This window comes from Barnesiella sp. An22 (genome assembly GCF_002159975.1).
GTDB lineage: Bacteria > Bacteroidota > Bacteroidia > Bacteroidales > Barnesiellaceae > Barnesiella > Barnesiella merdigallinarum.
Window position 1 is genome coordinate 22,583 of record NZ_NFJR01000006.1, and the last position, 26,388, is coordinate 48,970.

At 56.6% G+C, this 26,388-nt stretch carries 20 protein-coding genes; 12 read left to right on the forward strand and 8 right to left on the reverse strand.

The window, feature by feature from the left end; all coding sequences use genetic code 11:
* Positions 1 to 29 precede the first annotated feature (29 nt).
* Complete coding sequence (locus tag B5F38_RS07595; RefSeq protein WP_241147828.1) at positions 30 to 692, reverse strand: ElyC/SanA/YdcF family protein; 663 nt, start codon at positions 690 to 692, stop codon at positions 30 to 32.
* A gap of 166 nt (positions 693 to 858) precedes the next feature.
* On the opposite strand from B5F38_RS07595, the gene fldA reads away from it, so the two are divergent.
* Complete coding sequence (fldA, locus tag B5F38_RS07600; RefSeq protein WP_087408693.1) at positions 859 to 1,359, forward strand: flavodoxin FldA; 501 nt, start codon at positions 859 to 861, stop codon at positions 1,357 to 1,359.
* A gap of 23 nt (positions 1,360 to 1,382) precedes the next feature.
* Complete coding sequence (locus tag B5F38_RS07605) at positions 1,383 to 1,730, forward strand: DUF2023 family protein (RefSeq protein ID WP_087408694.1); 348 nt, start codon at positions 1,383 to 1,385, stop codon at positions 1,728 to 1,730.
* Between the two features lie 149 nt (positions 1,731 to 1,879).
* On the opposite strand, the gene B5F38_RS07610 is transcribed toward B5F38_RS07605, so the two are convergent.
* The 3 genes from B5F38_RS07610 to B5F38_RS07620 all read right to left on the reverse strand — a co-directional run bounded on the left by B5F38_RS07610 (position 1,880) and on the right by B5F38_RS07620 (position 5,602).
* A complete protein-coding gene (locus B5F38_RS07610; protein WP_087408695.1) occupies positions 1,880 to 3,226 on the reverse strand; it encodes an AAA family ATPase in 1,347 nt (448 codons plus the stop codon).
* Between the two features lie 278 nt (positions 3,227 to 3,504).
* Positions 3,505 to 4,698 carry a pyridoxal phosphate-dependent aminotransferase gene (locus B5F38_RS07615; RefSeq protein WP_087408696.1) on the reverse strand — a complete coding sequence of 398 codons (1,194 nt, stop codon included), beginning with the start codon at positions 4,696 to 4,698 and terminating at the stop codon, positions 3,505 to 3,507.
* A 397-nt stretch (positions 4,699 to 5,095) separates the two neighbouring features.
* On the reverse strand, positions 5,096 to 5,602 hold the full coding sequence (locus B5F38_RS07620; protein WP_143240935.1) for a hypothetical protein: 507 nt from the start codon (positions 5,600 to 5,602) through the stop codon (positions 5,096 to 5,098).
* Positions 5,603 to 6,429: 827 nt separating this feature from the next.
* On the opposite strand from B5F38_RS07620, the gene B5F38_RS07625 reads away from it, so the two are divergent.
* From B5F38_RS07625 to B5F38_RS07635, 3 genes are all read left to right on the forward strand, one after another.
* The gene (locus B5F38_RS07625) at positions 6,430 to 8,871 is read left to right on the forward strand and encodes a TonB-dependent receptor (RefSeq protein WP_087408698.1); all 2,442 of its coding nucleotides are present in this window, start codon (positions 6,430 to 6,432) and stop codon (positions 8,869 to 8,871) included.
* Positions 8,872 to 8,918: 47 nt separating this feature from the next.
* On the forward strand, positions 8,919 to 10,394 hold the full coding sequence (locus B5F38_RS07630) for a DUF4374 domain-containing protein (RefSeq protein ID WP_087408699.1): 1,476 nt from the start codon (positions 8,919 to 8,921) through the stop codon (positions 10,392 to 10,394).
* 88 nt (positions 10,395 to 10,482) lie between these two features.
* Positions 10,483 to 11,628, forward strand: coding sequence for a PepSY-associated TM helix domain-containing protein (locus tag B5F38_RS07635; protein WP_087408700.1), 1,146 nt, complete (start codon positions 10,483 to 10,485; stop codon positions 11,626 to 11,628).
* Between the two features lie 120 nt (positions 11,629 to 11,748).
* Here the strand turns inward: B5F38_RS07635 and B5F38_RS07640 are convergent, their stop codons facing one another.
* Positions 11,749 to 13,575: an ABC transporter ATP-binding protein gene (locus B5F38_RS07640; RefSeq protein WP_087408701.1), complete on the reverse strand. Its 1,827-nt coding sequence runs from the start codon at positions 13,573 to 13,575 to the stop codon at positions 11,749 to 11,751.
* Positions 13,576 to 13,847: 272 nt separating this feature from the next.
* Here B5F38_RS07640 and B5F38_RS07645 point away from each other — a divergent pair, with 272 nt between their 5' ends.
* The 4 genes from B5F38_RS07645 to B5F38_RS07660 all read left to right on the forward strand — a co-directional run bounded on the left by B5F38_RS07645 (position 13,848) and on the right by B5F38_RS07660 (position 19,571).
* The gene (locus tag B5F38_RS07645; RefSeq protein ID WP_087408702.1) at positions 13,848 to 14,579 is read left to right on the forward strand and encodes a glycosyltransferase family 2 protein; all 732 of its coding nucleotides are present in this window, start codon (positions 13,848 to 13,850) and stop codon (positions 14,577 to 14,579) included.
* Positions 14,576 to 15,142: a hypothetical protein gene (locus B5F38_RS07650; RefSeq protein ID WP_087408703.1), complete on the forward strand. Its 567-nt coding sequence runs from the start codon at positions 14,576 to 14,578 to the stop codon at positions 15,140 to 15,142. Before B5F38_RS07645 ends, B5F38_RS07650 begins: the two co-directional genes overlap by 4 nt.
* A gap of 4 nt (positions 15,143 to 15,146) precedes the next feature.
* Positions 15,147 to 16,523, forward strand: coding sequence for a glycosyltransferase family 39 protein (locus tag B5F38_RS07655; RefSeq protein WP_087408704.1), 1,377 nt, complete (start codon positions 15,147 to 15,149; stop codon positions 16,521 to 16,523).
* Positions 16,524 to 16,763: 240 nt separating this feature from the next.
* On the forward strand, positions 16,764 to 19,571 hold the full coding sequence (locus B5F38_RS07660; RefSeq protein WP_087408705.1) for a TonB-dependent receptor: 2,808 nt from the start codon (positions 16,764 to 16,766) through the stop codon (positions 19,569 to 19,571).
* 96 nt (positions 19,572 to 19,667) lie between these two features.
* Here B5F38_RS07660 and B5F38_RS07665 read toward each other — a convergent pair whose 3' ends face one another.
* Both B5F38_RS07665 and B5F38_RS07670 read right to left on the reverse strand, forming a co-directional pair.
* Positions 19,668 to 20,054, reverse strand: a complete 387-nt coding sequence (locus tag B5F38_RS07665; RefSeq protein WP_143240936.1) for a hypothetical protein — start codon at positions 20,052 to 20,054, stop codon at positions 19,668 to 19,670.
* A gap of 38 nt (positions 20,055 to 20,092) precedes the next feature.
* A complete protein-coding gene (locus tag B5F38_RS07670; RefSeq protein WP_087408707.1) occupies positions 20,093 to 21,157 on the reverse strand; it encodes a DUF2027 domain-containing protein in 1,065 nt (354 codons plus the stop codon).
* Between the two features lie 111 nt (positions 21,158 to 21,268).
* Between B5F38_RS07670 and B5F38_RS07675 the strand changes: the two genes are divergently transcribed.
* Together B5F38_RS07675 and B5F38_RS07680 are read left to right on the forward strand one after the other, a co-directional pair.
* Positions 21,269 to 22,489, forward strand: a complete 1,221-nt coding sequence (locus tag B5F38_RS07675; protein ID WP_206422486.1) for an S-adenosylmethionine:tRNA ribosyltransferase-isomerase — start codon at positions 21,269 to 21,271, stop codon at positions 22,487 to 22,489.
* A 130-nt stretch (positions 22,490 to 22,619) separates the two neighbouring features.
* Positions 22,620 to 24,587, forward strand: coding sequence for an OmpA family protein (locus B5F38_RS07680; protein WP_087408709.1), 1,968 nt, complete (start codon positions 22,620 to 22,622; stop codon positions 24,585 to 24,587).
* Positions 24,588 to 24,786: 199 nt separating this feature from the next.
* Here the strand turns inward: B5F38_RS07680 and B5F38_RS07685 are convergent, their stop codons facing one another.
* On the reverse strand, positions 24,787 to 25,686 hold the full coding sequence (locus B5F38_RS07685) for a glucosaminidase domain-containing protein (protein ID WP_087408823.1): 900 nt from the start codon (positions 25,684 to 25,686) through the stop codon (positions 24,787 to 24,789).
* Between the two features lie 188 nt (positions 25,687 to 25,874).
* Here B5F38_RS07685 and B5F38_RS07690 point away from each other — a divergent pair, with 188 nt between their 5' ends.
* A complete protein-coding gene (locus tag B5F38_RS07690) occupies positions 25,875 to 26,357 on the forward strand; it encodes a cytidine deaminase (RefSeq protein ID WP_087408710.1) in 483 nt (160 codons plus the stop codon).
* Positions 26,358 to 26,388 lie beyond the last annotated feature (31 nt).

Below are 26,388 nucleotides of genomic sequence, written 5' to 3' on the forward strand. Positions count from 1 at the left end.
AGCAAAAGCTATTGACTTCTCATTGAACATTAAAACGGTGTCTCCTCCTTCTTCCCTAAGAAGCGGGGCTGCTTGTCGGTGAGGAGATCGAGAAACATTTTCACACGGGCGAGGTACTCTCGTCCGTGTATTTTTATATACTTCGCCCGGCGGGCTACGTCGCGGGCATTATAGCCGACGGCCGATATGCCGCTGCTCTTGGCCAGATAGATGGCCCGCTCGTTGTGAAACTTCTGCGAGATGATGGTGAGGCTGTCCTGCCCGAAAATCTCCTTGGCCCGCACGATGGAGTCGAGCGTACGGAACCCGGCATAGTCGAGCACGATGCGGTCGGCCGGTACCCCGTGGGCCACCAGAGAATCGCGCATGCAGGTAGGCTCGTCGTAGTCGCGGTCGTGATTGTCGCCACTCACCAGAATATAGTCAATCTTGCCCGCCTGGAACAACCGGGCCGCAGCCTCGATACGATAGTCGAAGTAGTAGTTATGGGCCCCCTGCGGAGTAATGGGCGCCGTACCCAACAGCAGCCCCACGGTACGGTGAGGTATCGCATCGGTCGTGTCGAACGTCTTGTCGCGGGCATACCCCTTTACCAAACCGTTACAAATTCCTATGACGGCAACCACCCCTATAACAAGAATCACCGCCACAACCATCACAATCATTCCAAATCTCCTTTTATTTTGTTTCATTATCGTCCCTGTTTTAGGCAACGAAGATAGTGAAAAATAGTGAAATACCTCACTTTTTCCCTCAAACTAAGTAGGCTTGGCGAGAAAACCCCTACATATAGGTATTGGCCGGCCGGGCCGCATGCCTTTACTTTGCCTCCGTAAAAACCAAACAACCGTTACGACGATGAAAAGAACAGGAATATTCTACGGCTCTTCGACCGGCATGACCGAGGGAGTAGCCCACACAATCGCCCAGAAACTGGGAATCGCCTCAGACGATATTCACGATGCGGCCCGACTATCGGCCGAGAGCATCGCCCCCTACGAGGCGCTGATACTGGGCTCCTCGACCTGGGGTTGCGGCGAACTGCAAGACGACTGGTACGATGCCGTAAAGGTGTTGAAAAGTGCCAATCTCACCGGCAAAACCATCGCCCTCTTCGGCTGCGGCGACAGCGAGTCGTACCCCGACACCTTCTGCGACGCCATCGGCCTGCTCTACGACGAACTGAAGGAGACAGGCTGCCGCTTCACCGGCAACCACGTGGCTACCGACGGCTACACGTTCTCCTCGTCGGTATCGGTAGTCAACGGCGATTTCGCAGGGCTCCCGCTCGACGAGACCAACGAAGCCGACCAAACAACCGCCCGCATAGAGGCCTGGGTAAAGAGCCTCGACCTGTAACCTCACCCAAACGCACTACGCCCATGATTACCTGCCAATCCTTCCCCGCCGAGCTGAAAGTATTCTTGAACCACGTCTATGAATACAAGAAGGGGGTGCGCCACATGGTACTCTACACCACCAACCGCCGCTACGAAGAGTTTGCCGTAGACCGGCTGAACAAACAGCGCATCGACTACTGCATACAGCCCATTGGCTGCAACAAAATAAACCTCTTCTTCGGCCGCCGCGAGTGTATCGAGGTGATTCAATCGCTGGCCTCGCGCCCCCTGAACGAACTCACCCCCGAGGAGGATTTCATCCTGGGTGCCCTGCTGGGCTACGACCTGTGCGGGCAATGTCAACGCTATTGTAAACGTAAAGCCAAATAGAAAAACTCTTTTCTCTCCTCCTGATCTAAATTGCAAAAGGGGAAAAGAATCCTAAAATTTGAAGTTTGTTTTTAGTTGTGACGAACCCACTACGCCGCGAGGCACGGTGGGTTCTGCTGTATCGCTGAAAGATTGGCCTTGTTTATACGCTACTGCAAGCCACTCAAATCGACTTTATAGTAGGTTGGCGCCGTATGGTCTCGCTCGAGAAACATCGTCATATACACAGGGGCATACACGATTTTCCCTTCAACACGCATATTGTCATTATTGAACACGATAGCCTCGGACAGATTATACTCCTTGCAATCCATAATATTGGAAAGAGCCCGATGCGACTCATAATCTTTCCCCGATTTCACCTCGACTGGCAGCACCTTCCCCCCCGATTCAATTACAAAATCGAGCTCGCCCCGCTTCTTGTTATTATAGTAATAGGGCTCCAGACCATGCGCCACCAACTCTTGCGCTACGGCATTTTCATAAACCGCCCCGTAGTTGATGTTTTTATCGCCCTTGATAATCTGCAACTGTATACCGTCGGCATATTGGGCAGCCAACAACCCTACATCGCTTTGAAACAGTTTAAAGAGATTTCTCGAACGCGACAACAACAGCGGTACCTTGGGCTCTTCGACATTATAAACCGGAAGTGCCACACCTGCATTTTTCAACCAAAGAAAACTGTTCCGATAGCGTTCGAACTTGGCATTCTCATTCAGCCGTTTCAATATAAATCGTTTGTTCTTCGCATTGAGTTCGGGAGGAATCAATTTGAAAATCTCCTCGATATACAGTTTATTATCCGGATCATATTGGGCTATATCCCGTTTGTACAACCGAATAATATCCTGCTGTACAGCCATCACCTCTTGCAGATTGTTCGTCTCGATATACTTGTCTACGGCTGCCGGCATGCCACCCACCACCAGATAGAGGCGAAACAGTTCCATCATTCTGGCATGGACAAAATCATCGACAGGTTTGCGACAGGTCCACGAATCCCGCAAAGAATCAATGACCCGATTGCCCACGCCTACACACGACACAAACTCCTCGAAATCGAGCGGATACATATCCTTGATACCCATATAGCCAACCGGCTCCGACCGAAGGTCCTTCAGCTCGACACCCAACAGAGAACCGCTCAAGATATACCGATACGATCCCTCGTCGACCAGAAATTTAATGGCTGTTACAATCTCGGGGCACCGCTGTACCTCATCGAAAAAGATAAGGGTCTCGCCTTTAATCAAGGGCTTGGTTGTCAACGCCGACAACCGAAGGAGAATGTCATCACTGCTCCGAGCCCCACGGAAGAGCTCCACCGCATCGGGATTCTCTATAAAATTGATTTCGATAAAACTCTTGAACGCCTGCCCAAACTCCCGTATCGAATAGGTCTTACCCGTCTGTCGGACCCCGGTTATAAGCAAGGCATTACGAGAGTTCGCATAATAGTTGCGAATATAGCTGTCTATCTTACGTTTAAGCATGCAGTTTCCTTTTATCTAATGCGAAAATAACGCATTTCCTCCACTTTTCCAAGGAATTTATCGCCTATTTTGCCGCTTTTCCAAGGTAAATTTCCCCACTTTCCTCCACTTTTCCAAGATTCAAAAGTCAAATACTACCTGTGCATCCCCCTCTCCCGGTGTTCAAGACAACAGATAAAAAGCCAAACCATACCTGCACAAAAACGGCCTCCTCGCCGATTCCCCACATCCGAGGCGACAAGGAGGCCGCACTATATTATCGTTGTCGATACTGTCGCTTATTTCAACCGGGCGAGCACCTCTTTCATGCGGCGCAGGGCCTCGGTGATATTCTCCTCGGAAGTAGCATAGGAGAGGCGCAGATAGTTGGGAGCCCCGAAGGCATCGCCCGCTACGGTAGCCACATGGCCCACCTCGAGGATGTACATGGCCAGTTCGGACGAAGTCTTGATGACGCGGTCGCCATCGGCCTTACCCAGATAGTAGCTAACCTCGGGGAAGAGGTAGAAGGCCCCGTCGGGGTTGTTCACCTTCAGGCCGGGAATCTCGCGGGCCAACCGTACCACCAGGTCGCGACGACGTTCAAAAGCCCGACGCATCTCCTCTACACAACTCTGGTCGCCGGCAAAGGCAGCGGCAGCAGCCTTCTGGGCAATCGACGAAGCGCCCGAGGTATACTGGCCCTGCAACTTGTTGCAAGCCTTGGCAATCCACAGCGGAGCGGCAATGAAACCGATACGCCAGCCCGTCATGGCATAACCCTTGGAGACACCGTTGACGATGATTACCCGGTCGCGCAGGGCGGGGAATTGGGCGATACTCTGGTGAGCACCCACGTAGTTGATGTGCTCGTAAATCTCGTCGGCCAGGATAAAGACTTGGGGATGACGCTCCAGCACGGCAGCTAAAGCCGCGAGTTCGTCGTGCGAATAGACGCTACCCGTCGGGTTAGAGGGGGTGCACAGAATCAGCATCTTGGTCTTGGGCGTAATGGCAGCCTCGAGTTGAGCGGCACTCATCTTGAAATCCTGCTCGATACCCGTCTCTACAATCACGCTTTTGCCCTCGGCCAACTTCACCATCTCGACATAGCTTACCCAGTAGGGAGCCGGCAGCACCACCTCGTCGCCCGGGTTGACGAGAGCGAGCACGGTGTTGCAAATCGACTGCTTGGCACCGTTCGATACCACAATCTGGTCGGGCGTAAAGTCGAGGCCATTCTCATTTTTCAGTTTTGCGCAGATGGCCTGGCGCAAATCCATATAACCCGGCACGGGCGAATAGTGCGAGAAGTTGTCGTCTATCGCCTTCTTCGCCGCATCCTTGATATGCTGAGGGGTATTGAAATCGGGTTCTCCTACACTCAGGTTGATTACATCGACACCCTGAGCCTTCAGTTCATTACTTTTCTGCGACATCGCAAGCGTTTGCGACGGTGCAAGAGCTGCCAAACGGTCGGATACTTGGTTCATGAGAATAGCTGTTTTTAGGTTTTATATACTCGTACAAAGGTAGTGAAAGTCGAGCGCCGAGGCAAATAAAAACGAAGTTTTCATTTGTACTGGGCCGAGACGCATCCTGCCTTCTGTAAAGGTAGTGAAAGTCGAGCGCCGAGGCAAATAAAAACGAAGTTTTCATTTACACTGGGCCGAGACGCATCCTGCACTACTTATCACCCACTATAAAGGCAGCAAAAGGCAGGCAACCCAAACAAATAAAAAAATACCTTCTGCCCGGAGTCTTATTGACAGCCCGACAGAAGGCATTAAACAAACACATAACGATACGAGAACCTTCGTATCTCCTATACAATCCCTTTATGGCATAACAACTAAATCGAAATCCCCTCTTTGCGTGGCCGTAAAACAGTTATGCGGCTTTGGTCAGTGCGGCAATCTCTTTCACCCGATCGCCGTCGTAGCTCATGGGCGACATCACCGGCTCGTAATCAAACGGGATAAACTCCGAAACCTGAGCCGTAGCAAAGCTCTGGTCGTCGTCGATAAAGAGGGTCAGCTTGGCTCCGGCCTTATGACCTACGGCACGAGGCAACGAACCTATCGACTGGAAGTTGCCGCTCTCGACCATCTGTTTCAAACGCGAAACCTCGCTGCTCTCGAAGAGGAGTTCGTGTTTCTTCAACACCTTACCGTTGGCCCGGCACACAGCCACCTTGTTGCCCACGGCCAATTTGATAAGACCGTAGATCAGGAAGCAAACGCCCACCACAATGAGGAACAGTTTCAACGACGACTGCGGGTCGGACAACACGGCCGAAGCACCAAAGGCCACCACGGCAACCACAACCGACCACACACCGGCCATCGACACTCTCTTTTTGATTTCTACATAGGGGTTTTCTGCAAATTTAGACACATGAGTCTCTTTCTCTTTATTTTCCATTTTTGTTTCAATGCTAATAGTCAGGGTAATATTGGTTTATAAAGTCATGCGCTGCCCCGCCGCGGCACGGCACGGCGACCTCATCCTGCCGCACACGCAGGCACGACAAGAGAGCCGGAAGCGGCAACCGGCTTCCGCAATCCGGACAGGGAACACCTGCCCGCCCTGCTAAATAAGCATTTGACAAAGCGAATAGAGATAATGCCCGTGTGAACACAACTGGGCCTTATACCCCTCGTAATCGTGTCTGATTGACTTTTCACGAAGGGTTATGAGTTGGCAGCAGCACTGCTGCGCCGAAGAGAATGCGGTGTGACTCCCTACCCGTTCGGCTACCGGCGACGAGGGGAACCGTACCGTATGGATTCCCGCCACCCGCTCGGCCGGCACAATGGCCTCAAAACTGGGCACCGGGACGAATGGCTGTCACTGTCGGTCAGCGTATAGGGGCTCTCGGTTTCGCTACTCTGCACCCATGCCGTCTCTGCCTCCGACACATAAAACAGCGTCGAGGCCCACCCCAGTATCAGGGCAAGCGAGACCATGAGCAGATGTTTCACAAAACCTTTCATGCTGCAAACATACACAAAAAAACGGGAGTTAGCACCCCATTCTCTACACTTTTTCGTTGTATCTTGCTCATTTTCACTTTCTTGCCAGCAACTACTCCCGGCCACAAAATCCGCTGTCGCCAACCAAGAATAGGGAGCAGCTACCCGCACAATACCTATAAAATGCGATTGTACACGTTTCGGGGTCGATATAATTTTGCAGCGAATTACTAAAGCAAACTTTTTTCGATGAGAACAATAATCAGCACACTCCTCGCGCTCTCTGTATACACGCTTTCACTCCTCGGGACTACGGCCCAGGCGCAGCACCGCCACCATCGGGAGGGGCACCCGGCCGGAGCCATCGTCTCGGGACAAGTCAGCACAACCGAATCGGGCCAGAAGCAAGCCGTCGATTTCGCTACCGTCTACCTCAAAGGGAGCTCATCGGGAGGCTCTACCGACGAGCAGGGCCGCTACCGCCTCAAGGCACAGGCAGGCGACTATACCCTGGTGGTTTCGGCCATCGGCTACGACCCGGTCGAACGGGCCGTCTCACTCAAACGGGGCGAACACCTCGAACTCGACATCGACCTCACCCCGCGAGCCCAGGCTCTCGACGAGGTAACCGTGGTCTCTACCGGAGTGAGCCGGATACAACGCTCGGCCTACAATACCGTGGCGGTCGATACCCGCGAGATGCGCAACTCGACCAAGAACCTGAGCGACGCCCTGGCCAAGGCCCCCGGCATGAAGCTGCGCGAATCGGGTGGCGTAGGCTCCGACATGCAACTCATGCTCGACGGCTTCAGCGGCAAACACATCAAAGTCTTTATCGACGGGGTGCCGCAAGAGGGGGTGGGCAGCTCCTTCAGCCTGAACAACATCCCCATCAGCTTTGCCGACCGCATCGAAATCTACAAGGGGGTAGTACCCGTAGGTTTCGGCACCGACGCCATCGGCGGGGTTATCAACATCGTTACCAACAAGCAGCGGCGCAACTGGTTTCTCGACGCCGCCTACTCCTACGGCTCGTTCAATACCCACAAGTCGCACGTCAACTTCGGGCAGAGCTTCAAGAACGGACTCACCTACGAAATCAACCTCTTCCAAAACTACTCCGACAACAACTACCTGGTCGATGCCGACCACGTGGAGCAGTGGAACGCCGACGGCTCGTCGATCATTACCGACGAAGTGTTTCGGGTAAAACGGTTCAACGACACCTACCACAACGAGGCTGCCGTGGCCAAGATAGGGGTAACCGGCAAACCGTGGGCCGACCGCCTCATGCTCGGCTTCACCTACTCCCGCATGTACAAAGAGGTGCAGACCGGCGTGCGGCAATACACCGTCTTTGGCGAGAAGCACCGACGCGGCCACTCGCTCATGCCCTCGCTCGAGTACAGCAAGCGCGACCTCCTCACCCGGGGGCTCGACCTCACCTTCACGGCCAACTACAACCGCAACCTCACCACCAATATCGATACCGCCAGCTACCGCTACAACTGGTTCGGCGAGCGCATCCGCAAAACCAACGGCCGGGGCGAGCAGAGCGAACAGTATGCCCGGGCCTACAACGACAACTGGAGTGCCACCCTCACCCTCAACTACCGCATCAACAAGGCCAATACCCTCACTTTTAATAATGTGTGGAATCTCTTCCACCGCACCAATGCTTCGCTGCTCACCGGCACCGAAATCGAGAACGAATTTGCCAAGGATACCCGCAAAAACATCGCCGGACTCTCCTACCGCCTCATGCCCTCCGACCGGTGGAACCTCTCGATTTTCGGCAAATACTACGACCAGCGGGTATCGGGTCCCATGGCGACCGACGACAAGGGTACCGACTATGTCATGGTCCACCGCTCCGTGCAACAGGCCGGCTATGGAGCCGCCGGTACCTGCTTCGTGCTGCCCGGTCTTCAGGCCAAACTCTCCTACGAGAAGGCCTACCGCCTGCCCACCATCGAGGAGATGTTCGGCGACGAGGACCTCGAGAGCGGACAGGTGAACCTCCGCCCCGAAAACAGCCACAACGTCAACCTCAACCTCAGCTACTCCCGCACCCTGGGCCGCCACTCGTTCTACCTCGAGGGGGGACTGCTCTATCGCAACACCCGCGACTACATACAGCGCAACATCCAGGACCTGAGCGGCGGCAAGGAGAATGCCACCTACACCAACTACGGCAAGGTGGTGACCAAAGGCTACACCCTATCGGCCCGGTACAGCCTGGCTCGGTGGCTGAGCCTCGGCGGCAACTTCTCGCACATGGACATACGCGACATGGAGAAGTACCAGATTGGCAGCACCGGCAACTCCACCCCCAACCTCACCTACAAGGCCCGTATGGCCAACGTGCCCTACATGTTTGCCGACAGCGACATCAGCCTCTACTGGCACGACCTGGGACGGAAGGGCAACCTGCTTACCCTCACCTACGACAACCAGTATCTGCACAGCTTCTGCTACAACTCCGAGGTGATAGGTACCAACAGCAGCGCCTACATGATTCCCGACCAGTTCTCGCACAACCTTGCAATCAGTTACAGCCTGCACAACGGGCGATACAACCTCTCGCTGGAGTGCCGCAACTTCACCGACGAGCGACTCTACGACAACTTCAGCCTCCAGAAAGCGGGCCGTGCCTTCTATGGCAAGATACGAGTCCACTTCGGCGACTGAACAACCCAGACCGACAACAAAAATTATTCACTTAAAATCATACACGCATGAAAAAGTTCTCCTTCATCCCCACCAGTTCGATACTTCTGACCGCGAGCCTGCTGCTCGCCTCGTGCCAGGAGGATGGCCCTGCCGTCCCTTCCGGGCTCACCGGCCTGACCGAAGTCTCCAAAGGCAACTACGTGATTGCCGCCACGGTAGGCACCGGCAACAACGAGACGAATGTGCTGCTCACGGCCGACCGCCTCGACGACCCCAACTACAAGGTGACCCCTACCGTACAGGGCACCCAGAACGACGGTGCCACCTACTGGGTATTCTACGGCGGGCAATCGCTCTTTGCCCTCAACTACAACCAGGGTGAGGCCGGGCAAACCGCCTCGTACAGCCTCAACACGGCTTTCGAGATGACCAAAGACCCGCGCACCTACCGACTGAGCCGGTTCACCACCTACGGCCTCTACAACGACTACATCATGACCACCTCGTCGGGCAGCGGCACCATCGACGCCCAAAGCTACACCTATACCGACAAGAGCGGCCAGAGCCTCACCGAAACCTACTATCCCAAACACTTCCTCCCCGCCTACATCGATGCCCGTAACCAGACGGCCAAAGAGGGCTCGGGGGCCGGCGACATCCGCCTGCGCGCCGAGAACTTCCTCGGCAACGGCGAGTATGTGACCCTCGCCGGGCTGGAACAGGTGGGCAACTACCTCTACTCGGCCGCCATCCCCATGGGGCTGAGCCAGTGGGGCTACATACAGACGGTCGACGGCCGCGAGCACGGCTATGTGCGCGAGGGGTACGACGACCTGGTCAAGACCGAGTCGGGCGGTTCGGGCAGCGGCGCCTATAACGCCAACGAACTGCAGTGGACCCAATACCCCGACGAGTGTTGGGTGGCTCTCTTCAAAGACGAATCGCTCACCGAGCACAAGGTTATCAAGAGCGACAAGATCAGCTACGCCTGCGGCCGCAACCGCTCGCAATACTACCAGATGGTGTGGAAGGCCGACGACGGCTACCTCTACGTGCTCTCGCCCAGCTATGCCAAGACCATGAGCGATGCCCGCCAGCAAACCACCCTGCCGGCCGGCGTAGTGCGCATCGACACCCGCGCCGCGTGGGACGAGATTGATTTCGACCCCACCTATTACAAAGCCTTGAAAAATGCCGATGGTACCGAAGCCGCCTTCCTGCGCAGCTGGTATATCGGGGGCAACTACTTCATGCTGCTGGCCTACGATGCCCAGGGATTCAAGGGCACAGCCAACCGCCTGGTCATCTTCGACACCCAGGGCGACGGTACCCTGCGCGAGGTCTCGGGCCTCCCCGCCGATATCAGTGCCTTGAGCAACACCCCCTATATCGACGAGAACGGGCACGCCTTCGTCGTGGTAAGCACCACCAGCGGCTACCCCACCGTATATAAGATAGACCCCGCCACGGCCTCCGCCTCGAAAGGGCTCACCATCGTAGCCACGAGCGTGGCTGGCGTAGGACAACTGCAAGCACGATAACCCCCGCCGACAAGCAAAAAAAGAGCCTGCCGATGAACCTTATTCTCGCAGGTTCTTTTTAATTTTACATGCTAAAAGAGAATTACACATGAAAAAAACATTCCGAAAAATCCACCTTTGGTTGGCGGTTCCCTTCGGTCTCATTATCACAATCATCTGTTTTACAGGTGCATTATTGGTTTTCGAGGATCAAGTCACCCAACTTACCAACCGCCACCTCTATTACGTAGAGAGCCCCGGCTCACAACCCCTTCCCGTAGGCACGTTGGTCGAGAAGGTCGAGAGTCAACTGACTAAAGGGGCAACCATAACCGGTGTCACCATCTATCCCCAACCCGACCGCTCCTACCAGGTGAACCTCTCGGCTCCCAAGGGCGCAGCGGTCTATATCGACCCCTATACCGGCGAGGTGCTGGGGCAATCGCAGCGCACCCCCTTTTTCCGCACCGTCTTTATGCTGCACCGCTGGCTGCTCGACAGCCAACCGGCCGACGGCGGCATCTTCTGGGGGAAACGCATTACCGGCATCAGCACGCTACTCTTCGTCATCATCTTGTTAAGCGGTATTGTCATCTGGTGGCCCCGCTCCCGCAAGGGATTGAAAAACGGCATACAGATAGCCCTGCGAAAGGGGAAGGCCCGCTTCTGGCACGACCTGCACGCGGCCGGCGGCATCTATGTACTGTTGCTGGTTCTGGTCATGGCTCTCACGGGGCTCACCTGGTCGTTCGACTGGTACAAAAACGCCTTTTATACCCTGTTCGGCGTAGAGACCACCGCACCGGCCAAAGGTCCTGCTCATAAAGAGAAGAGCCCACAAGGCCCTCAACCGGGCACAACGACCGAAGCCACCGCCCCGGTAACACCGTTTGCCTGCTGGCAACAGGTCTACAACCAAGTCGCTGCCGAGAATCCCGACCGCCTGAAAATCGAAATCACCGACGGCACGGCCAGCGTGTCGAACAACCGCTACGGCAACATACGCGGTACCGACCGCTACACCTTCGACCCGCAATCGGGCCAGATCACCGGTGCATCGCTCTACAAAGATACCGGCAACTCGGGCAAGATACGGGGCTGGATCTACTCGGTACACACGGGGGCCTGGGGTGGAAACCTCACCCGCATCATCTGGTTCCTGGCCGCTCTGTTGGGGGCCACGCTGCCCCTCACAGGATACTACCTGTGGATCAAGCGCCTTTACCGCAAACGCCACAACCGGGCAGTTCATTGACCGCAACCGGCCACACGACCCGGCCGCCTCTCAATCCTCGAACCGTCGGCTCCCAAGCCCACACATAAAAAAAGCACCGCGGGAACGCGGTGCTTTTTTTATGCTTGTATCACATGCTCCTTAGAACTTCTGCATGTCGACCAACCGCTTGTAGTAGCGGTCGAGTTTTATCAGTTCGTCATGACGGCCCCGCTCCACGATTTCGCCCTCGTGCATCACGCAGATGAGGTCGGCATCCTTGATGGTCGAGAGGCGGTGGGCAATCACCAGCGTGGTACGGTTGCGCATGAGGTTCTCGAGCGCCTCCTGCACGAGCCGTTCCGACTCGGTATCGAGGGCCGACGTAGCCTCGTCGAGAATCAGGATGGGCGGGTTCTTCAGGATGGCCCGGGCGATGCTCACCCTCTGACGCTGGCCGCCCGACAAGCGGCTGCCCCGGTCGCCGATGCAGGTGTTGTAACCATCCTCGGTAGCCATGATAAATTCGTGGGCATTGGCAATCTTGGCCGCCTCGATTACCTGCTCCATGGTGGCATCTTCGACGCCGAAGGTAATGTTGTTGTAGAACGAGTCGTTGAAGAGGATGGCCTCCTGGTTCACGTTACCCATCAGCCCCCGCAGGTCGTGCACCCTGAAGTTCTTGATATTGACACCGTCGATGTAGATGCCCCCCTCGTTCACGTCGTAGAAGCGCGGCAAGAGGTCGGCCATGGTCGACTTGCCCGAACCCGACTGCCCCACCAGCGCCACAGTCTGCCCCTTCTTGATGGTGAGGTTGACATGCTTCACCACATTCTCGGTATTGTAGCGGAACGACACGTCGCGATATTCGATGCCCTCTTTCATATCGGTCAGTTCGACCGGCTTCTCGGGGTCCTGTATCGGGTTCACGGCCGAGAGAATCAGGTCGACCCGCACCATCGAGGCCAAACCCTTCTGTATCGAGTAGGCCGCCTTCGACAGATCCTTGGCGGGGTTGATGATGCTGTAAAAGATAACCAGATAATAGATGAACGAAGCGGCGTCGATGCTGCTCGTGCCCGAGAGGATGAGCGAACCGCCATACCACAGCACGATGCAGATGGTGCAGGTACCCAGGAACTCGCTCATGGGGTGAGCCAGCGCCTGCCGGCGGTTGATGCGGTTCGATATTTTGTAGAAAACGTTGTTCTCGGCGTGGAACCACTTGATCATCTTGGCCTCGGCATTAAAGGCCTTGATGATGCGCAAGCCGCCCAGGGTCTCTTCGATAATCGACATCAGCTGTCCCCACTGGTTCTGCCCCTCGAGCGAGCGGCGTTTGAGCTTCTTGCCCACCTGACCCATGATGTAACCGGCCGTGGGCAGCAGAATGAGCACAAAGACCGTGAGTTGCCAGCTGATGGCAAACATCGTGCCCAGGCAGACGAGAATCATGATGGGGTTTTTGAACATCATGTCGAGCGAGGCCATGATCGAGTTTTCGATTTCGCCCACATCGCCCGACATGCGCGCCATCACATCGCCCTTCTTCTCACTGGTAAAGAAGCCGATGGGCAGGCTCACCACCTTCTCGTACACATAGTTGCGTATATCGCGCACGATGCCCGACCGCAACGGAATCATGAAGTGCGAACTCAGATAGGTGGCTGTCGTCTTGAAGAAGGTCATCACCATGAGGAACACCCCCAGGATGAGCAGTGCAAAACCGGCTCCCTGCTCATTGATTATGTTCGTAATGTAATAATAGAAATTATTGACCGCCACATCCTTGAGCGAAGCCGACCCCCACGGCATGAAGGTATAGGTAGCCTGCTTGAGCTTGAAAAGAATCTCCAGAATAGGGATGATGAGCGCAAAGGAGAAGAGCGTCAGTATCGACGCCAGTATGTTGAAAAAGATATTGAGAACAAGGTAATATTTATAGGGTGGTACAAACCGCCGAAGAATAGAAAAAAAATCTTTCATATATAGCTTGTTAGAACCCGGGAGAATGGCCGGGCGATTTATCGCTGCAAAGATAGTATAATTACATTCACGACCGAAGCCGGCGCCCGAAAAAGTTTTACCGGGCCGCCCGCCCCGTCCTCTCCGACAACGGTTTTCTCTGCCGGCCACACCTCTCGAGGTCCCGTCAAACCCCATACTTTCGCCGCAAATGCTTGCATAGCCAAAATTATTGTTCTACTTTTGCACCCGAAGCGGAAAAGCGGCATTATCTTTTTAGCCGATAGCAAGTTATGAATCAGACGTGTCACACATTATCGATTATCATTCCGGCATATAACGAAGAGAAGACTATTGCTGAACTGTTGCAACGCGTACTCGACGCCGACCTGGGCGAAGGTATCGACCGGGAACTGATTGTCGTGAACGACTGTTCGACCGACTCGACCGGACGCATCGTCCAATCCTTCATCGCCGCTCACCCCCAGGCCCCCATCACCTACCTCGTGCACGACCGCAACCAGGGCAAGGGCATGGCCGTGCGCACAGGCATACAGGCGGTTACCGGCGACTACGTGGTGATGCAGGATGCCGATCTCGAGCTCGACCCCAACGACTTCGCCCGGATGCTGCCGCACCTGCTCTCGGGCCAATACCGGGTGGTATACGGCTCGCGCTTCCTGGCCGAGGAGAACTCGCACACCTACTTCAGCTACCAGCTGGGCGGCAAGTTCCTGTCGGTGATGACCAACCTGCTCTACGACCAGCGCATTACCGACGAGCCCACCTGCTACAAGATGTTCGACGCCGGGCTGCTCAAGTCGATTCCGCTCGACTGCAAAGGTTTTGAATTTTGCCCCGAGGTGACGGCCAAAGTCTCGCGCCTGGGCTACAAGATAAAAGAGGTGCCTATCCGCTACTACCCCCGCTCGATCGAGGAGGGAAAGAAGCTGCGCCTGAGAGATGGACTGAAGGCTATCGGCACCTTGCTGAAATACCGTTTCTGGAAAAAAACCGTACAATGAAAAACAGGACCGCATCCTCCAAAAAGCAACCGGTTCGCAAAAACGACACCGCCGCCAAGACGGGAATCACCGCCACCTGGGTGGTCAAGAATCTGCTGGCCGTGGTCGTTGTCGCCTTCTTGCTGAACAAACTCGTACTCGGCCTGCAGCCGGGATACAACTGGGCCTACAACATGCTCAAGGGCAACCTCGAGGTGGCTCAACACTATGCCCAAACCACTACCGACGAACGGTACGAGATGAAGTTGGGCCTCTCGCACGTCTACCTGCGCTACCTCAAGGAGAACACCCCGCCCGATGCCGTCATCCTGCTGCCGGGCAAAGAGGCCTTCTACCCCGAGGGGCAGGAACGCATCTTCTCGGGCGAGCCCTACAACAAACTGTGGGCCTCCCGTTTCCTCTATCCGCGCCGGGTCATCATCCCCTCGGAACTGGGTGTAACCCCCTGGAGCAAAAAGATTACCCATGTAGCCATCGTCAACGGCATAGGCTACGAATACCTCGACTACGAGGTACCCAAGAAGGTCCCCTACATCGTACTGCCCGTTCACCCCAAACCGTAACGCCATGCTCACACTCGGAATCATACTTACCTGCCTCAACGGCATTTTGCTGACTGCGCTCGTCGGCTCGCGGTTTTCGTGGACCGAACGCATCGGCCTCTCGTTCCCCTTGGGAATGACCCTGCAAACCATCATCATGGCTCTGCTCGATTTGCTGCACATCCCCCTCACGGCCTCCTCGGTGCTGCTGGGCGGACTCCTCCTTTTCGCCCTGCTGCTGTTTGTCGTGTGGCGTTACCGCGGCATCGACAGCCTGCGCCTCACCCCGGCCATGCTCGACGACTGGCGACAGGCCAACCTGGTGTGGGTGCTGCTGCTCCTCATCATCGGCTACTGCGAATATATGAATTTCTCGAAGTGCATCTTCTTCCCGCCCAGCGACCGCGACAGCCTCGCCGCCTTCGACACTCTGGGCTTCGTGGCCGCCCACGACCACACCTACATGCGCATGAGCCTCTTCGACGCCGACTACAACCCCTCGATACACCGGGCGGGCGGCAGCATAGCCTATGCCCCCTTCGTGCAACTGAGCTACGCCTACGTCTACCTGCTGGGAGCCGAGACCTCCAAGGCCATCCCGGCCCTCATGTATCTCTTCTTCGTCGTTGCCTTCTACGGCATCCTGCGGCGCAACACGGGCAAGACCCTGGCCGCCCTGGCCACCCTCTTCATGATGATGGCTCCCGAGATGCTCGCCTTCTCGTCGCTCTCGGCCACCAACGTCATGCAGGCCATATTCGCCTCGCTGGGCATCGCCTATACCGCCAGCTGGCTGCGCAGCCGCCACGACCACGAACTCTATGCCGGAGCCTTGCTCCTGGGGGCCAACATGTGGTGCCGCAACGAGGGCATCGTCTTCATCGGTGCCGCCTGCATCGTGCTGCTCATCGACTGCATCCGCCGCAAGAGCTACCGCAAGGGGTGGTACTTCACCGGCCTGGCCCTGCTCCCGGCCGTCATCTGGTTTGTCTACATGAAGGTGGGCGGACTCTACACCGAGGGGATGGCCATCACCCGCCTCTTCTGGGACGGCGAGAAGGCCGGCCTCATCGTCAAGGGCTTCTGGGACCTCTTCGCCGCACCGCTCTACTACGGCTGGACCTTCCCGGCATTCGCCCTCTTCTTCATCGCCAACCTCTGGTTCATGGTCAAGAGCCGCGACAACCTGCCCCTGCTGGGCATGATTCTCCTGAGTCTACTCTTCTACGGGCTGGTCATCTACCACGTCGACTACGTGTGGGACTCGATACAGAACGTGCTGGCCTACTCGTCCAAGCGATTCTTTTTCTGCTTCGTACCCATGTGCTGGTATTTCATAGCCACCACCCGAATCGCCCGGACGGGCTCCGACTACATCGAGCGATACCTGTCGTTGAAATAAGATAAGCCAAGTGCCAGATAGCGGGGAGGGATGTTCCTCCTCGAGACAAGAGACAAGAGACTAACGCCCCACGGACAACCCACGGTTCGTGGCGGTCGGCTTTTAGAGAAAATTGACAGGTAAAAACAATCACTCTCTAAAAAAATGCAAAAAGACGGTGGGAGCATTTAAACCTTGACAAGATGTCGGGGTCTTATAGACATTGTAATCGAAGTGATCAATAGATTGGATTTTTTTAAGATGTATAAAAGAGGTATTTTTATCCTGTTTGCGTGTATTTCTTGCTTGCTGACGGCCCAGAGTGCCTGGGGTCAGTTCACGATTTCGGGCACTGTAAAAGATAAAACCGACGAATCGCCGCTCCCGCAGGTGAGCATCCGGCTGCTTTCGGCCCGCGACAGCTCCTTTGTCACCGGCGTATCGAGCAAAGACGACGGCACCTTTGCCATCACGGTCAAAAAGGCCGGCAACTACCTGGCCGCCTTCTCGTTCCTGGGCTACAAGACCACCTACGAACCTGTGCGACTCACGGCCAACCAGAGCCGGCGCAACATCGGCACGGTGCTGCTCGAGAGCAACGACATTCTGCTGCAAGAGGCCGTTGTCGTGGGGAAAGCACCCGAGGTGGTGGTGAAAGAAGATACCGTCGAATTCAATGCCGACTCCTATAAAACCCAACCCAACTCGGTCGTGGAAGACCTGTTGAAGAAACTGCCGGGTGTCGAGGTCGACAGCGAGGGCAAAATCACCCACGCCGGCAAGGAGATTACCAAGATTCTGGTCGATGGCAAGGAGTTCTTCTCCGACGACCCCAAGATAGCCACCAAAAACCTGCCGGTCGACATTGTCGAGAAGTTGCAGGTGGTCGACCGCAAGTCCGACCTCGCCCGCCTCACCGGCGTCGACGACGGCGAAGAGGAGACCGTCATCAACCTCACCATCAAGAAGGGGATGAAGCACGGCTGGTTCGGCAACGTCTCGGGCGGTTACGGCCTCGACGGACGCTACGAAGCCGGAGCCATGATCAACCGCTTCTTCGGCGACAACCAGATAACTATCCTCGCCGGGTCGAACAACACCAACAACATGGGATTCACCGACCTGGGCGGCAGCCGCTTCCGCCGATTCGGCGGCATGAACGGCATCAACACCAGCCACAACGTGGGAGTCAACTTCAACGTGGGCAAGGGCGAGGAGTTCCGCGTGGGCGGCGACGTGAGCTACAACAACAGCAACCGCAACGTGCTGCAACGCACCGAGCGCCAAAACCTCTTTGCCGACAGTACATCCTATTACAGCGGCTACAACAAGATGAATGACCACGGACAGAACATCCGCGGTAACTTCCGTATCCACTGGGAAATCGACTCGCTCAACACCCTCGAGTTCCGCCCCAAGTTTGCCGTGGCCCTCTCCCGCTCCGACAGCTACGACTCGGCCCTCACCACCGCCGGCGACCTGGCCCGCAGCAAAGTCAACTTCAGCGAAAGCGACAACTTCAACAAGGGTACCGGCTACGACCTCTCGGGCGAACTCATCTACAACCACAAGTTCCTCTCGCGTCCCGGCCGGTCGTTCAGTATCCAGGCCGAATACAAGTTCAGCGACACGAAAGAGGACGGCTGGACCAAAGCCCTCTACAAATACTACCAGCTGGCCACCGACAGCACCCTCGACCAGATAGACGACGACCACACCTGGAGCAACGGCTACGGGGCCCGACTCACCTGGACCGAACCGCTGGGCGACGTATCGAAAGGACGGTTCCTCACCTTCTCGTACCGCTTCCAGGCCAACTTCAACAACGCCGACAAATTTACCTACGACGTATTTACCGACCCGCTCACATCCCTGCCGCTCGATACCTTGCGCAACGACGACCTGAGCAACAGCTTCCGCAACGACTACTACATGCACCGGGCCCAGGTGGGATTCAAACAGGTGAAACCCACCTATACCTACGACGTGGGTGTGGCCGTGGAGCCGTCGTCGTCGCAATCGATCGACCGCATCAACAGCAACCGCAACATACCCAAGCGAACCGTATTCAACGTAGCTCCCTACCTGCGCTACCGCTACAAGATGGGCAAACAGACCTCGCTGCGCATCGACTACCGGGGCTCATCGTCGCAACCGACCATGGCGCAGTTGCAACCCGTGGCCGACGTCTCCGACCCGCTGCGTGTCGTTATCGGTAACCCCACCCTGAAACCCTCGTTCAAAAACACGCTGCGCGTGCGCTTCAACGACTACGACCAGGCTACCCAACGGGCCATCATGGCCATGCTCTTCGGCGGATTCACCACCAACAGCATCATCTCCGAAACCACCTACGATGCCACCACCGGCGGACAGACCACCACCTACCGCAACGTAAACGGCGTGTGGAACACCTCGGGTATGTTGATGTTCAACACCCCCTTCCGCAACAAGCACTGGCAGCTCAACAGCTTCAGCCGCCTCAGCTACAACAACAACGTGGGCTACAACAACGGCATGCGCAACGATGCCGGGTCGTTCAATGCCGCCGAAAATCTGGGCATCGCCTTCCGATCGGACTACTTCGATGTCGAGTTGCGCGGCAACTATCGGTATGCGCTCGCCACCAACAGCATGCAGAACCAGAAAGACCAGAGCACCCACAACTACGGCGGCACCTTCAACCTGAGCGGATACCTGCCCTGGTCCATCACCCTGGGTACCGACCTCACCTACAACGGCATGTCGGGATACTCGGCCGGATACAACACCGAGAGCTGGATCTGGAACGCACAGGCCTCCTACCAGTTCCTCAAAGGCAAAAACGCCACCATCGCCCTCAAAATCTACGATATTCTGGGACAGCGCAACAGCATACGCCGTACCGTCACGGGTAACTACATTCAGGATGTGGAGTACAACACCCTCAACACCTACGGTCTGTTGACCTTCACCTACCGCTTCAACACCTTCGGCGACAAACGCCCCGACATGGGCCCCGGTGGCCCCCGCGGCTACGGCCATCCCGGCCCTCCCCCGGGCGGTCCCGGTGGACACCGGCCCTTCTGATGAGACTGAAAATCCAATCAATAACAAAAAAAGGAGAGAGCCGAAGCCCTCTCCTTTTTTGTTTCTATCAGATACATATCGGCATACCCTCTATCGCTATTCTTTCACCTCTTTGACTACTTGTTCAAACAACGCTTTAGCCTCCTCTTCCGAGACCTCCTTACTAATAATATAAGTAGTTTCGCTCGAGGTTCTACCCCAGTTATTGCCCTTGAATCCACCCGAAGAGCCGCTTACTTCCGTAAAATTCCCCTCCAGCCGCCAACCTTGACTCGACAGGTAGTTCAGCGCACCCGGGAAAGAGAAAAAGCGCAGTTCCCTCCCGGCTTCATCCTTCAAAGGCTCGTATTTCTTCTCGGTTCCATAATTGATTTTCACCTTGTCTTCCGAATAGACGAATGCGGCGTAAATGCGGCAGGTCTGCGCCATGCTGCACAAGGCTGTGAAACAGAGCGCGACAGACAAAAAGAGTATTCTTTTCATATCCCGTTATTATCAACGATTTACAATTCAAACCCCTCTCAATGCACGGTCACCATCGTGGCCCCGAAACCATATTCGCGGAACGAGGCATCCTGGCAGGTGCAGTTCTTGTACTTGTCGCGTATCTCCTTGAGCAGCGCATTGCGCAGCACACCCTCGCCCTTGCCGTGGATAAAGACAATCTTGCGTCCCTTGGCATGCCGATACTGGTCGAGCGTCTCGCGCACCTTGTCGAGCTGATAGTTGAGGATGTCCGAATTGGAGAGTCCGGCCGTCGTGTCGAGCAGAGCCGAGGCGTGCAAGTCTACCTCGACGATGCCGGGCTTGTCGTCGTGCCGGGTCACCGGTTTGCGCACCGGAGTGTCGACCTGCTTCTTCATCTTCATGGCCCGCTCCAGATCGGTAGCGTCGAGCACCATGGGTCGCATGGGCACATCGTTCTTCACCAGGTCGATGCACCACGACGGCTCGTCGAAATAGAGGCTCTCGCGGAAGGTATGCAGTTTGTAGAACTTGGTAGTGTCGAGCCGGTACTCGACGGCCACCGGGCTCTTCAAGGCAAAGTGCTTGTCTTTCTTGAAGGCGATGTACTGGAAGCCGATGCGCTCGAGGGCATTGACATCCTCCTGCCCGAACTCCTCGAGCAGCAGCTGTATGTTGGGCTCTACCACCCCGGCATAGCGGGTGCGCCATCCCTTGTCGTCGCGGCTCAGGTAGGCAAAGTAGAGGTAGTAGTTGCTGTCGTTCACCAGGTAGCACGAGAAACGGGTGGTGTTCAGGTGCTTGCTCTCGTCGGGGATATAGGCCAGGGTGATGTTCAGCTTCTCGCCTTCGGGGCGCTCCTCGACAGCGAGCTCGTCCTCCTTGTCGGCAGCTTTAGAAGCCATCCCCTTCTCGACCGGCGGCAACTCCACCACCTTCGAGGCGGGTACCGGGGCACTCTTGCGGGCCGGTTCGGCCGGTTCTACCACCACACACTCCCGGGCCAGTACCGGGGTTTCGAAACCATCTTCATCGACATAGGCTATATCTTTCACTATTTTCACCACTACCCCGCCTCCTACGGCGTTGAGGTAGCGTACTCTGTCGCCAACTTTTACCATAATATCATCATTTTAAAGAGTCTCGCGATTCGCCGGCGACTTGCGATTTCGTCGTGGCGAACCGTGCTATATTCGGCAAAGTTGCTTATTTTTGCACGATATTCAAAACAGATTATGCAAAAAACACAAGATATTCGCATCGAGGATTTCAATTATCCGCTGCCCGACGAACGCATCGCCAAGTTTCCCCTCCCGCAACGCGACCACTCCAAACTGCTGGTCTACCGCCAGGGAGCCATCGAGGAACACCACTTCTACGACCTGCCCCGGGTACTGCCCCCCGACAGCCTGCTGGTCTTCAACAACACCCGGGTGATACAGGCCCGCCTGCACTTCCGCAAGGAGACCGGCGCCCTCATCGAGGTCTTCTGTCTCGAACCCCTCGAGCCGCACGAGTACGCCCTCTCGTTCCAGTCGACCCGCTCGTGCTCGTGGCTCTGCCTCATCGGCAACGCCAAGAAGTGGAAGAGCGGCCCCCTCACGCAGGAGGTCGAGATTGACGGCAAGCGGGTACACTTCACCGCCGAGCGGGGCCTGCCTCACGGCAATGCCTGCGAAGTGCGCTTCTCGTGGGACAACCCCGAGGTCACCTTCGCCGCCCTGCTCGACCATGCCGGCGAACTGCCCATACCCCCCTACCTCAACCGCGAGACCGAAGAGAGCGACAAGACCACCTACCAGACCGTCTACTCCAAAATCGAAGGGTCGGTAGCCGCCCCCACCGCCGGGCTGCACTTCACCCCCGAGGTGCTGGAGGCCATCCGGGCCAAGGGGATACCCGAGCTCGAGCTCACCCTGCACGTAGGCGCCGGCACCTTCAAGCCGGTGAAGAGCGAGACCCTCGAGGGGCACGAGATGCACACCGAGTACATCTCGGTAAGCCGCGACCTCATCGACACCCTGGCCCGCACCGACCGCCGCGTGATAGCCGTGGGCACCACCTCGGTGCGTACGCTCGAGAGCCTCTACTACATAGGCAAGATGCTGGCCGCCAACCCCGACGCCGAGCCGCACGACCTCGTCGTGGCCCAGTGGCAACCCTACGACGGAAGCCCCGACATCGACTCGCGCGAAGCCCTGCACCACATCGTCGACTACCTCGACCGCCACGGCATGACGCGCCTCGTCACCGCCACCCAGATTATCATCGCCCCGGGTTATCACTACCACATCGTGCAGGGCATGGTCACCAACTTCCACCAGCCGCAGAGCACGCTGCTCCTGCTCGTCTCGGCCTTTGTCGACGGACGCTGGCGCGAAATCTACGACTACGCCCTTGCCCACGACTTCCGGTTCCTCAGCTACGGCGACAGCTCGCTGCTGCTCCCCTGACATTCGCCCCGGCAGCCACACAATAAAACGGCAAAAAAAACGTATACTATAATAGTATCGGTACACACGAAAGGCAGGGCGGGACACGGTCGTCCGCTCGGGCCTTGTCGTCGCCCGCAAGGAAAAAAGGATGAAGATAAAGACGGTATTCTGGGGATTGGCTATGGCCGGCGTGTTGGCGTCGTGCTCGGGGGCAAAACTAAGCGTTGCCAACGAGCAATACGCCCGGGGCGAATTTTACGATGCCGCCCAGACCTACCGCAAGGTATACAGCAAGACCAACCCCCGCAAGGAGCGCAAGCTGCGCGGCGAGGTGGCCTTCAAGATGGGCGAGTGCTACCGCCGCATCAACATGGCGGCCCGCAGCTCGGCCGCCTACCAAAACGCCATCCGATACGACTACCCCGACAGCATGGCCCTCTTCTACCTGGCCCGCAGCCAGCAGTTCGAGGGGAAATACAAGGATGCCATCAAGAACTACCAGGCCTATCTCGAGACCAATCCGCAGAGCTCCCTGGCCAAAAACGGCATACGGGGCTGCAACCTGGCCGTCCAGTGGAAAGAGACGCCTACCCGCTATGTGGTGAAGAAGGCGACGATACTCAACTCGCGCCGCAGCGACTTCGCCCCCATGTATCTGGGGAAAGACTACGACCAGCTCTACTTCACCTCGTCGACCGAAAAGGCTCTGGGCAAAAACAAAAGCGGCATCACCGGTACCAAGAACTGCGACATCTACTTCTCAAAGAAAGACGAGCAGGGGGCCTGGCAGAAACCCGAACCCATCGAGGGCGACGTCAATACCGACGAAGACGAGGGCATCGTCAGCTTCAGCCCCGACGGTACCACCATGTACCTGAGCAAAGCCCGCCGCGAGCCCAACGCCGACACCTCGGTCGAGATCTACACCTCTACCCGTACGGGCGCTCAGTGGAGCCCGCCGCAAAAATACGAAATCACCGCCGACACCCTCTCGGCCTTCGGCCAGCCGGCCGTATCGCCCGACGGCGAATACCTCTACTTCGTCTCCGACATGCCGGGCGGATACGGGGGGAAAGACCTGTGGCGCATCTCGCTCACCGACAAGGAGGGGTCGCTCGAGAACCTGGGTGTACAAATCAACACCCCGGGCGACGAGATGTTCCCCTACATCCGCGACAACGGCGACCTCTACTTTGCCTCCGACGGTCACCCGGGCATGGGCGGCCTCGACATCTTCCGCGCCCGCATGAACGCTTCGGGCATGTGGCAAATCGAAAACATGAAATACCCCATCAACTCGTCGGCCGACGACTTCGGCATCACCTTCGGCGAGGAGGAGACCGGCTTCTTCTCGTCCAACCGCGGCGACGGCCGGGGCTACGACAACATCTACAGCTTCGAGCTCCCCTCGATACGCGTGTGGATAAGCGGAACGGTCATCGACAAGGACGACGAGCCGGTGCCCGACGCCATCATCCGCATCGTGGGCAACGACGGCTCGAATCAAAAGGAGTATGCCCGCAAGGACGGCAGCTTCCGCTTCAAGCTCGACCGCGGCGTGCACTACGTGATGCTGGCCTCCTGCCGCGGTTACCTCAACTCGAAGCAGGAGTTTATCTCCGATGCCGAAGAGAAGGATGCCGAATATGGCGTCAACTTCGTGCTCGCCTCCATCAGCAAGCCTATTCTCATCGAAAACATCTTCTACGATTTCGACCGCGCCACCCTGCGGCCCGAGTCGGAGACCTCACTCAACGAACTGGTGAAGATGCTCGACGACAACCCCAACGTGTCGATAGAGCTGGCAGCCCACACCGACTACAAGGGTAAGGACCAGTACAACCTGCGCCTCTCGGAACGGCGCGCCCAGTCGGTAGTCGATTACCTCATCAAGGCGGGTATCGACCCCCGCCGTCTGCAACCCAAGGGCTACGGCGAAAGCCAACCCAAGGTCATCACCAAGAAGCTGGCCACGCAATACCCGCAATTCAAGGAGGGCGACGTGCTCACCGAGGAGTACATCACCAAACTCTCGCCCGAAGACCAGGAGATTGCCAACCAGATAAACCGGCGCACCGAATTCCAGGTGCTCTCGATTACCTGGAACCTCTATTGATTCTGCATCGAAAGGGCATTTGAGGTGAAGGGGTGCATGCAACTCTCCATGCGGCCATCGAGTCAGGTCGCACACTGGAACTAAACTCCAAGAATATTGTAAGAATATGGAGTGAGCAGGAACGCCGGGCGCGCACCTGCCGCTCTTCAGCCTGCAACCGGCCCCTCACGGGGCGCGGAGCGACGGCGAAGCGCCACCCCTACCGCAGCTTCAAGGTATCGCCCACCGAGGGGATATAATCGTCGGGCAACTTGTTCATCTTGTAGAGGTTCTTCAGGCGGATGCCGTAACGCTGGGCAATCGAGTGCATTGAGTCGCCCGAACGCACCACGGCGTAGTCGTACCCCTTCTCGGCCTTCTTCTTTTTCTTCTCGAGGTAGACGATGTCGCCCGCTTCCAGCGGATAGTCGCGGGGTATCTCGTTATACCCGGCCAGCTTCTTGGCCGAGAAGCCGAACTCCTGAGCTATCGACTCGAGCGTGTCGCCGTCGCGGGCCTCGACATAGAGCAACCCCCACGAACGATAGACCGCATGCGGATTCTCCACCACGACCGGAGGCAGGTCTTGCGCCCGTATCGGCTTGAACTTCGGGCGGTCATATTCGTAGAGTTCATAGAGTTCGATGGTCTGTATCAGCTTGTTGGCATACGACCGGTCGGTGGCATAGCCGCACGCCTTCAGCCCCTTGGCCCAACCGCGGTAGTCGGTCACCTTCAGCTCGAAGAGCGAGGCATAGCGGGCCCGCTTCAAAAACTTGGCGTGGTCTTCATAGGAGTCTTCGGGCGAGTCGTATTTGCGGAAACAGTCGTCCTTGCGGTCGTCGTCATGATAGACCCGCTTCCCCTTCCAGTCGCTGTGGCACTTGATGCCAAAGTGGTTGTTCGACTTGCGGGCCAGTTCGCTGCGGCCGGCCCCCGACTCGAGCAGCCCCTGGGCCAACGTGATGCTGGCCGGTATGCCATACAGTTTCTGATGCTTGATGGCAATCGATTTGTATTGCTCGATATAGTCGAGATAGGCTTTGTTTTTGCGCTGGGCCGAGAGCGGCTCCAACGTAAGAACGAGGAGAAGAACGACAACGACGTATCTGAATTTCATCATGAATCTAAATTCTAAAAATGGACGATAAAAATTCCTGTTCTCAAAAATTTCCTTATCTTTGTTCCACGAAGAGAGGATGCGGTACGGCACAGCCCAAGTCGAGAAACCCGATTTCCTGGGTCACTGTACCCGCCTCCCGCTGTTTTTGCAGAAGTAGACACCCGTAAACCCGCTTAATGAGAGTTATGGAAAACAGGAATATCACCACAAAGATAATGGTTTGCTCGTATGAAGAGCTCACCGAAGCTGAGAAAAAATTGATCGACGCCGCCAAAGAGGCCTCCAACCGCTCCTATGCGCCCTACTCCCGTTTCCAGGTAGGGGCTGCCGTGCGTCTGGCCAGTGGAGTGCTGGTATCGGGCAGCAATCAGGAGAATGCCGCCTACCCCTCGGGGACCTGCGCCGAACGCACCACCCTCTTCTATGCCAATTCGCAATACCCCGACCGCGCGGTCGAGGCGCTGGCCATCGCCGCACAGACGGGCGGAAAGTTCATCGAGCACCCCACGGCTCCCTGCGGGGCCTGCCGCCAGGTGATACTCGAGACCGAAGAGCGCTACCGCTACCCCATACGCATCTATCTCTACGGCACCGACGAGGTCTATATCGTCGAGTCCATCCGCAGCCTGCTCCCCCTCTGCTTCGGGAAAAGCGACCTGCCCGAATAGAATCCGCGCAAAAAAGCGTATATTTGTAGGG

Coding starts and splice junctions, on each gene's coding strand:
- B5F38_RS07640 (WP_087408701.1), bottom strand. CDS start 13,575: ATGAAAGATTTTTTTTCTATTCTTCGGCGGTTTGTACCACCCTATAAA.
- B5F38_RS07630 (WP_087408699.1), top strand. CDS start 8,919: ATGAAAAAGTTCTCCTTCATCCCCACCAGTTCGATACTTCTGACCGCG.
- B5F38_RS07685 (WP_087408823.1), bottom strand. CDS start 25,686: ATGAAATTCAGATACGTCGTTGTCGTTCTTCTCCTCGTTCTTACGTTG.
- B5F38_RS07680 (WP_087408709.1), top strand. CDS start 22,620: ATGAAGATAAAGACGGTATTCTGGGGATTGGCTATGGCCGGCGTGTTG.
- B5F38_RS07670 (WP_087408707.1), bottom strand. CDS start 21,157: ATGGTAAAAGTTGGCGACAGAGTACGCTACCTCAACGCCGTAGGAGGC.
- B5F38_RS07635 (WP_087408700.1), top strand. CDS start 10,483: ATGAAAAAAACATTCCGAAAAATCCACCTTTGGTTGGCGGTTCCCTTC.
- B5F38_RS07615 (WP_087408696.1), bottom strand. CDS start 4,698: ATGAACCAAGTATCCGACCGTTTGGCAGCTCTTGCACCGTCGCAAACG.
- B5F38_RS07650 (WP_087408703.1), top strand. CDS start 14,576: ATGAAAAACAGGACCGCATCCTCCAAAAAGCAACCGGTTCGCAAAAAC.
- B5F38_RS07660 (WP_087408705.1), top strand. CDS start 16,764: ATGTATAAAAGAGGTATTTTTATCCTGTTTGCGTGTATTTCTTGCTTG.
- B5F38_RS07595 (WP_241147828.1), bottom strand. CDS start 692: ATGAAACAAAATAAAAGGAGATTTGGAATGATTGTGATGGTTGTGGCG.
- B5F38_RS07625 (WP_087408698.1), top strand. CDS start 6,430: ATGAGAACAATAATCAGCACACTCCTCGCGCTCTCTGTATACACGCTT.
- B5F38_RS07665 (WP_143240936.1), bottom strand. CDS start 20,054: ATGAAAAGAATACTCTTTTTGTCTGTCGCGCTCTGTTTCACAGCCTTG.
- B5F38_RS07610 (WP_087408695.1), bottom strand. CDS start 3,226: ATGCTTAAACGTAAGATAGACAGCTATATTCGCAACTATTATGCGAAC.
- fldA (WP_087408693.1), top strand. CDS start 859: ATGAAAAGAACAGGAATATTCTACGGCTCTTCGACCGGCATGACCGAG.
- B5F38_RS07690 (WP_087408710.1), top strand. CDS start 25,875: ATGGAAAACAGGAATATCACCACAAAGATAATGGTTTGCTCGTATGAA.
- B5F38_RS07645 (WP_087408702.1), top strand. CDS start 13,848: ATGAATCAGACGTGTCACACATTATCGATTATCATTCCGGCATATAAC.
- B5F38_RS07655 (WP_087408704.1), top strand. CDS start 15,147: ATGCTCACACTCGGAATCATACTTACCTGCCTCAACGGCATTTTGCTG.
- B5F38_RS07605 (WP_087408694.1), top strand. CDS start 1,383: ATGATTACCTGCCAATCCTTCCCCGCCGAGCTGAAAGTATTCTTGAAC.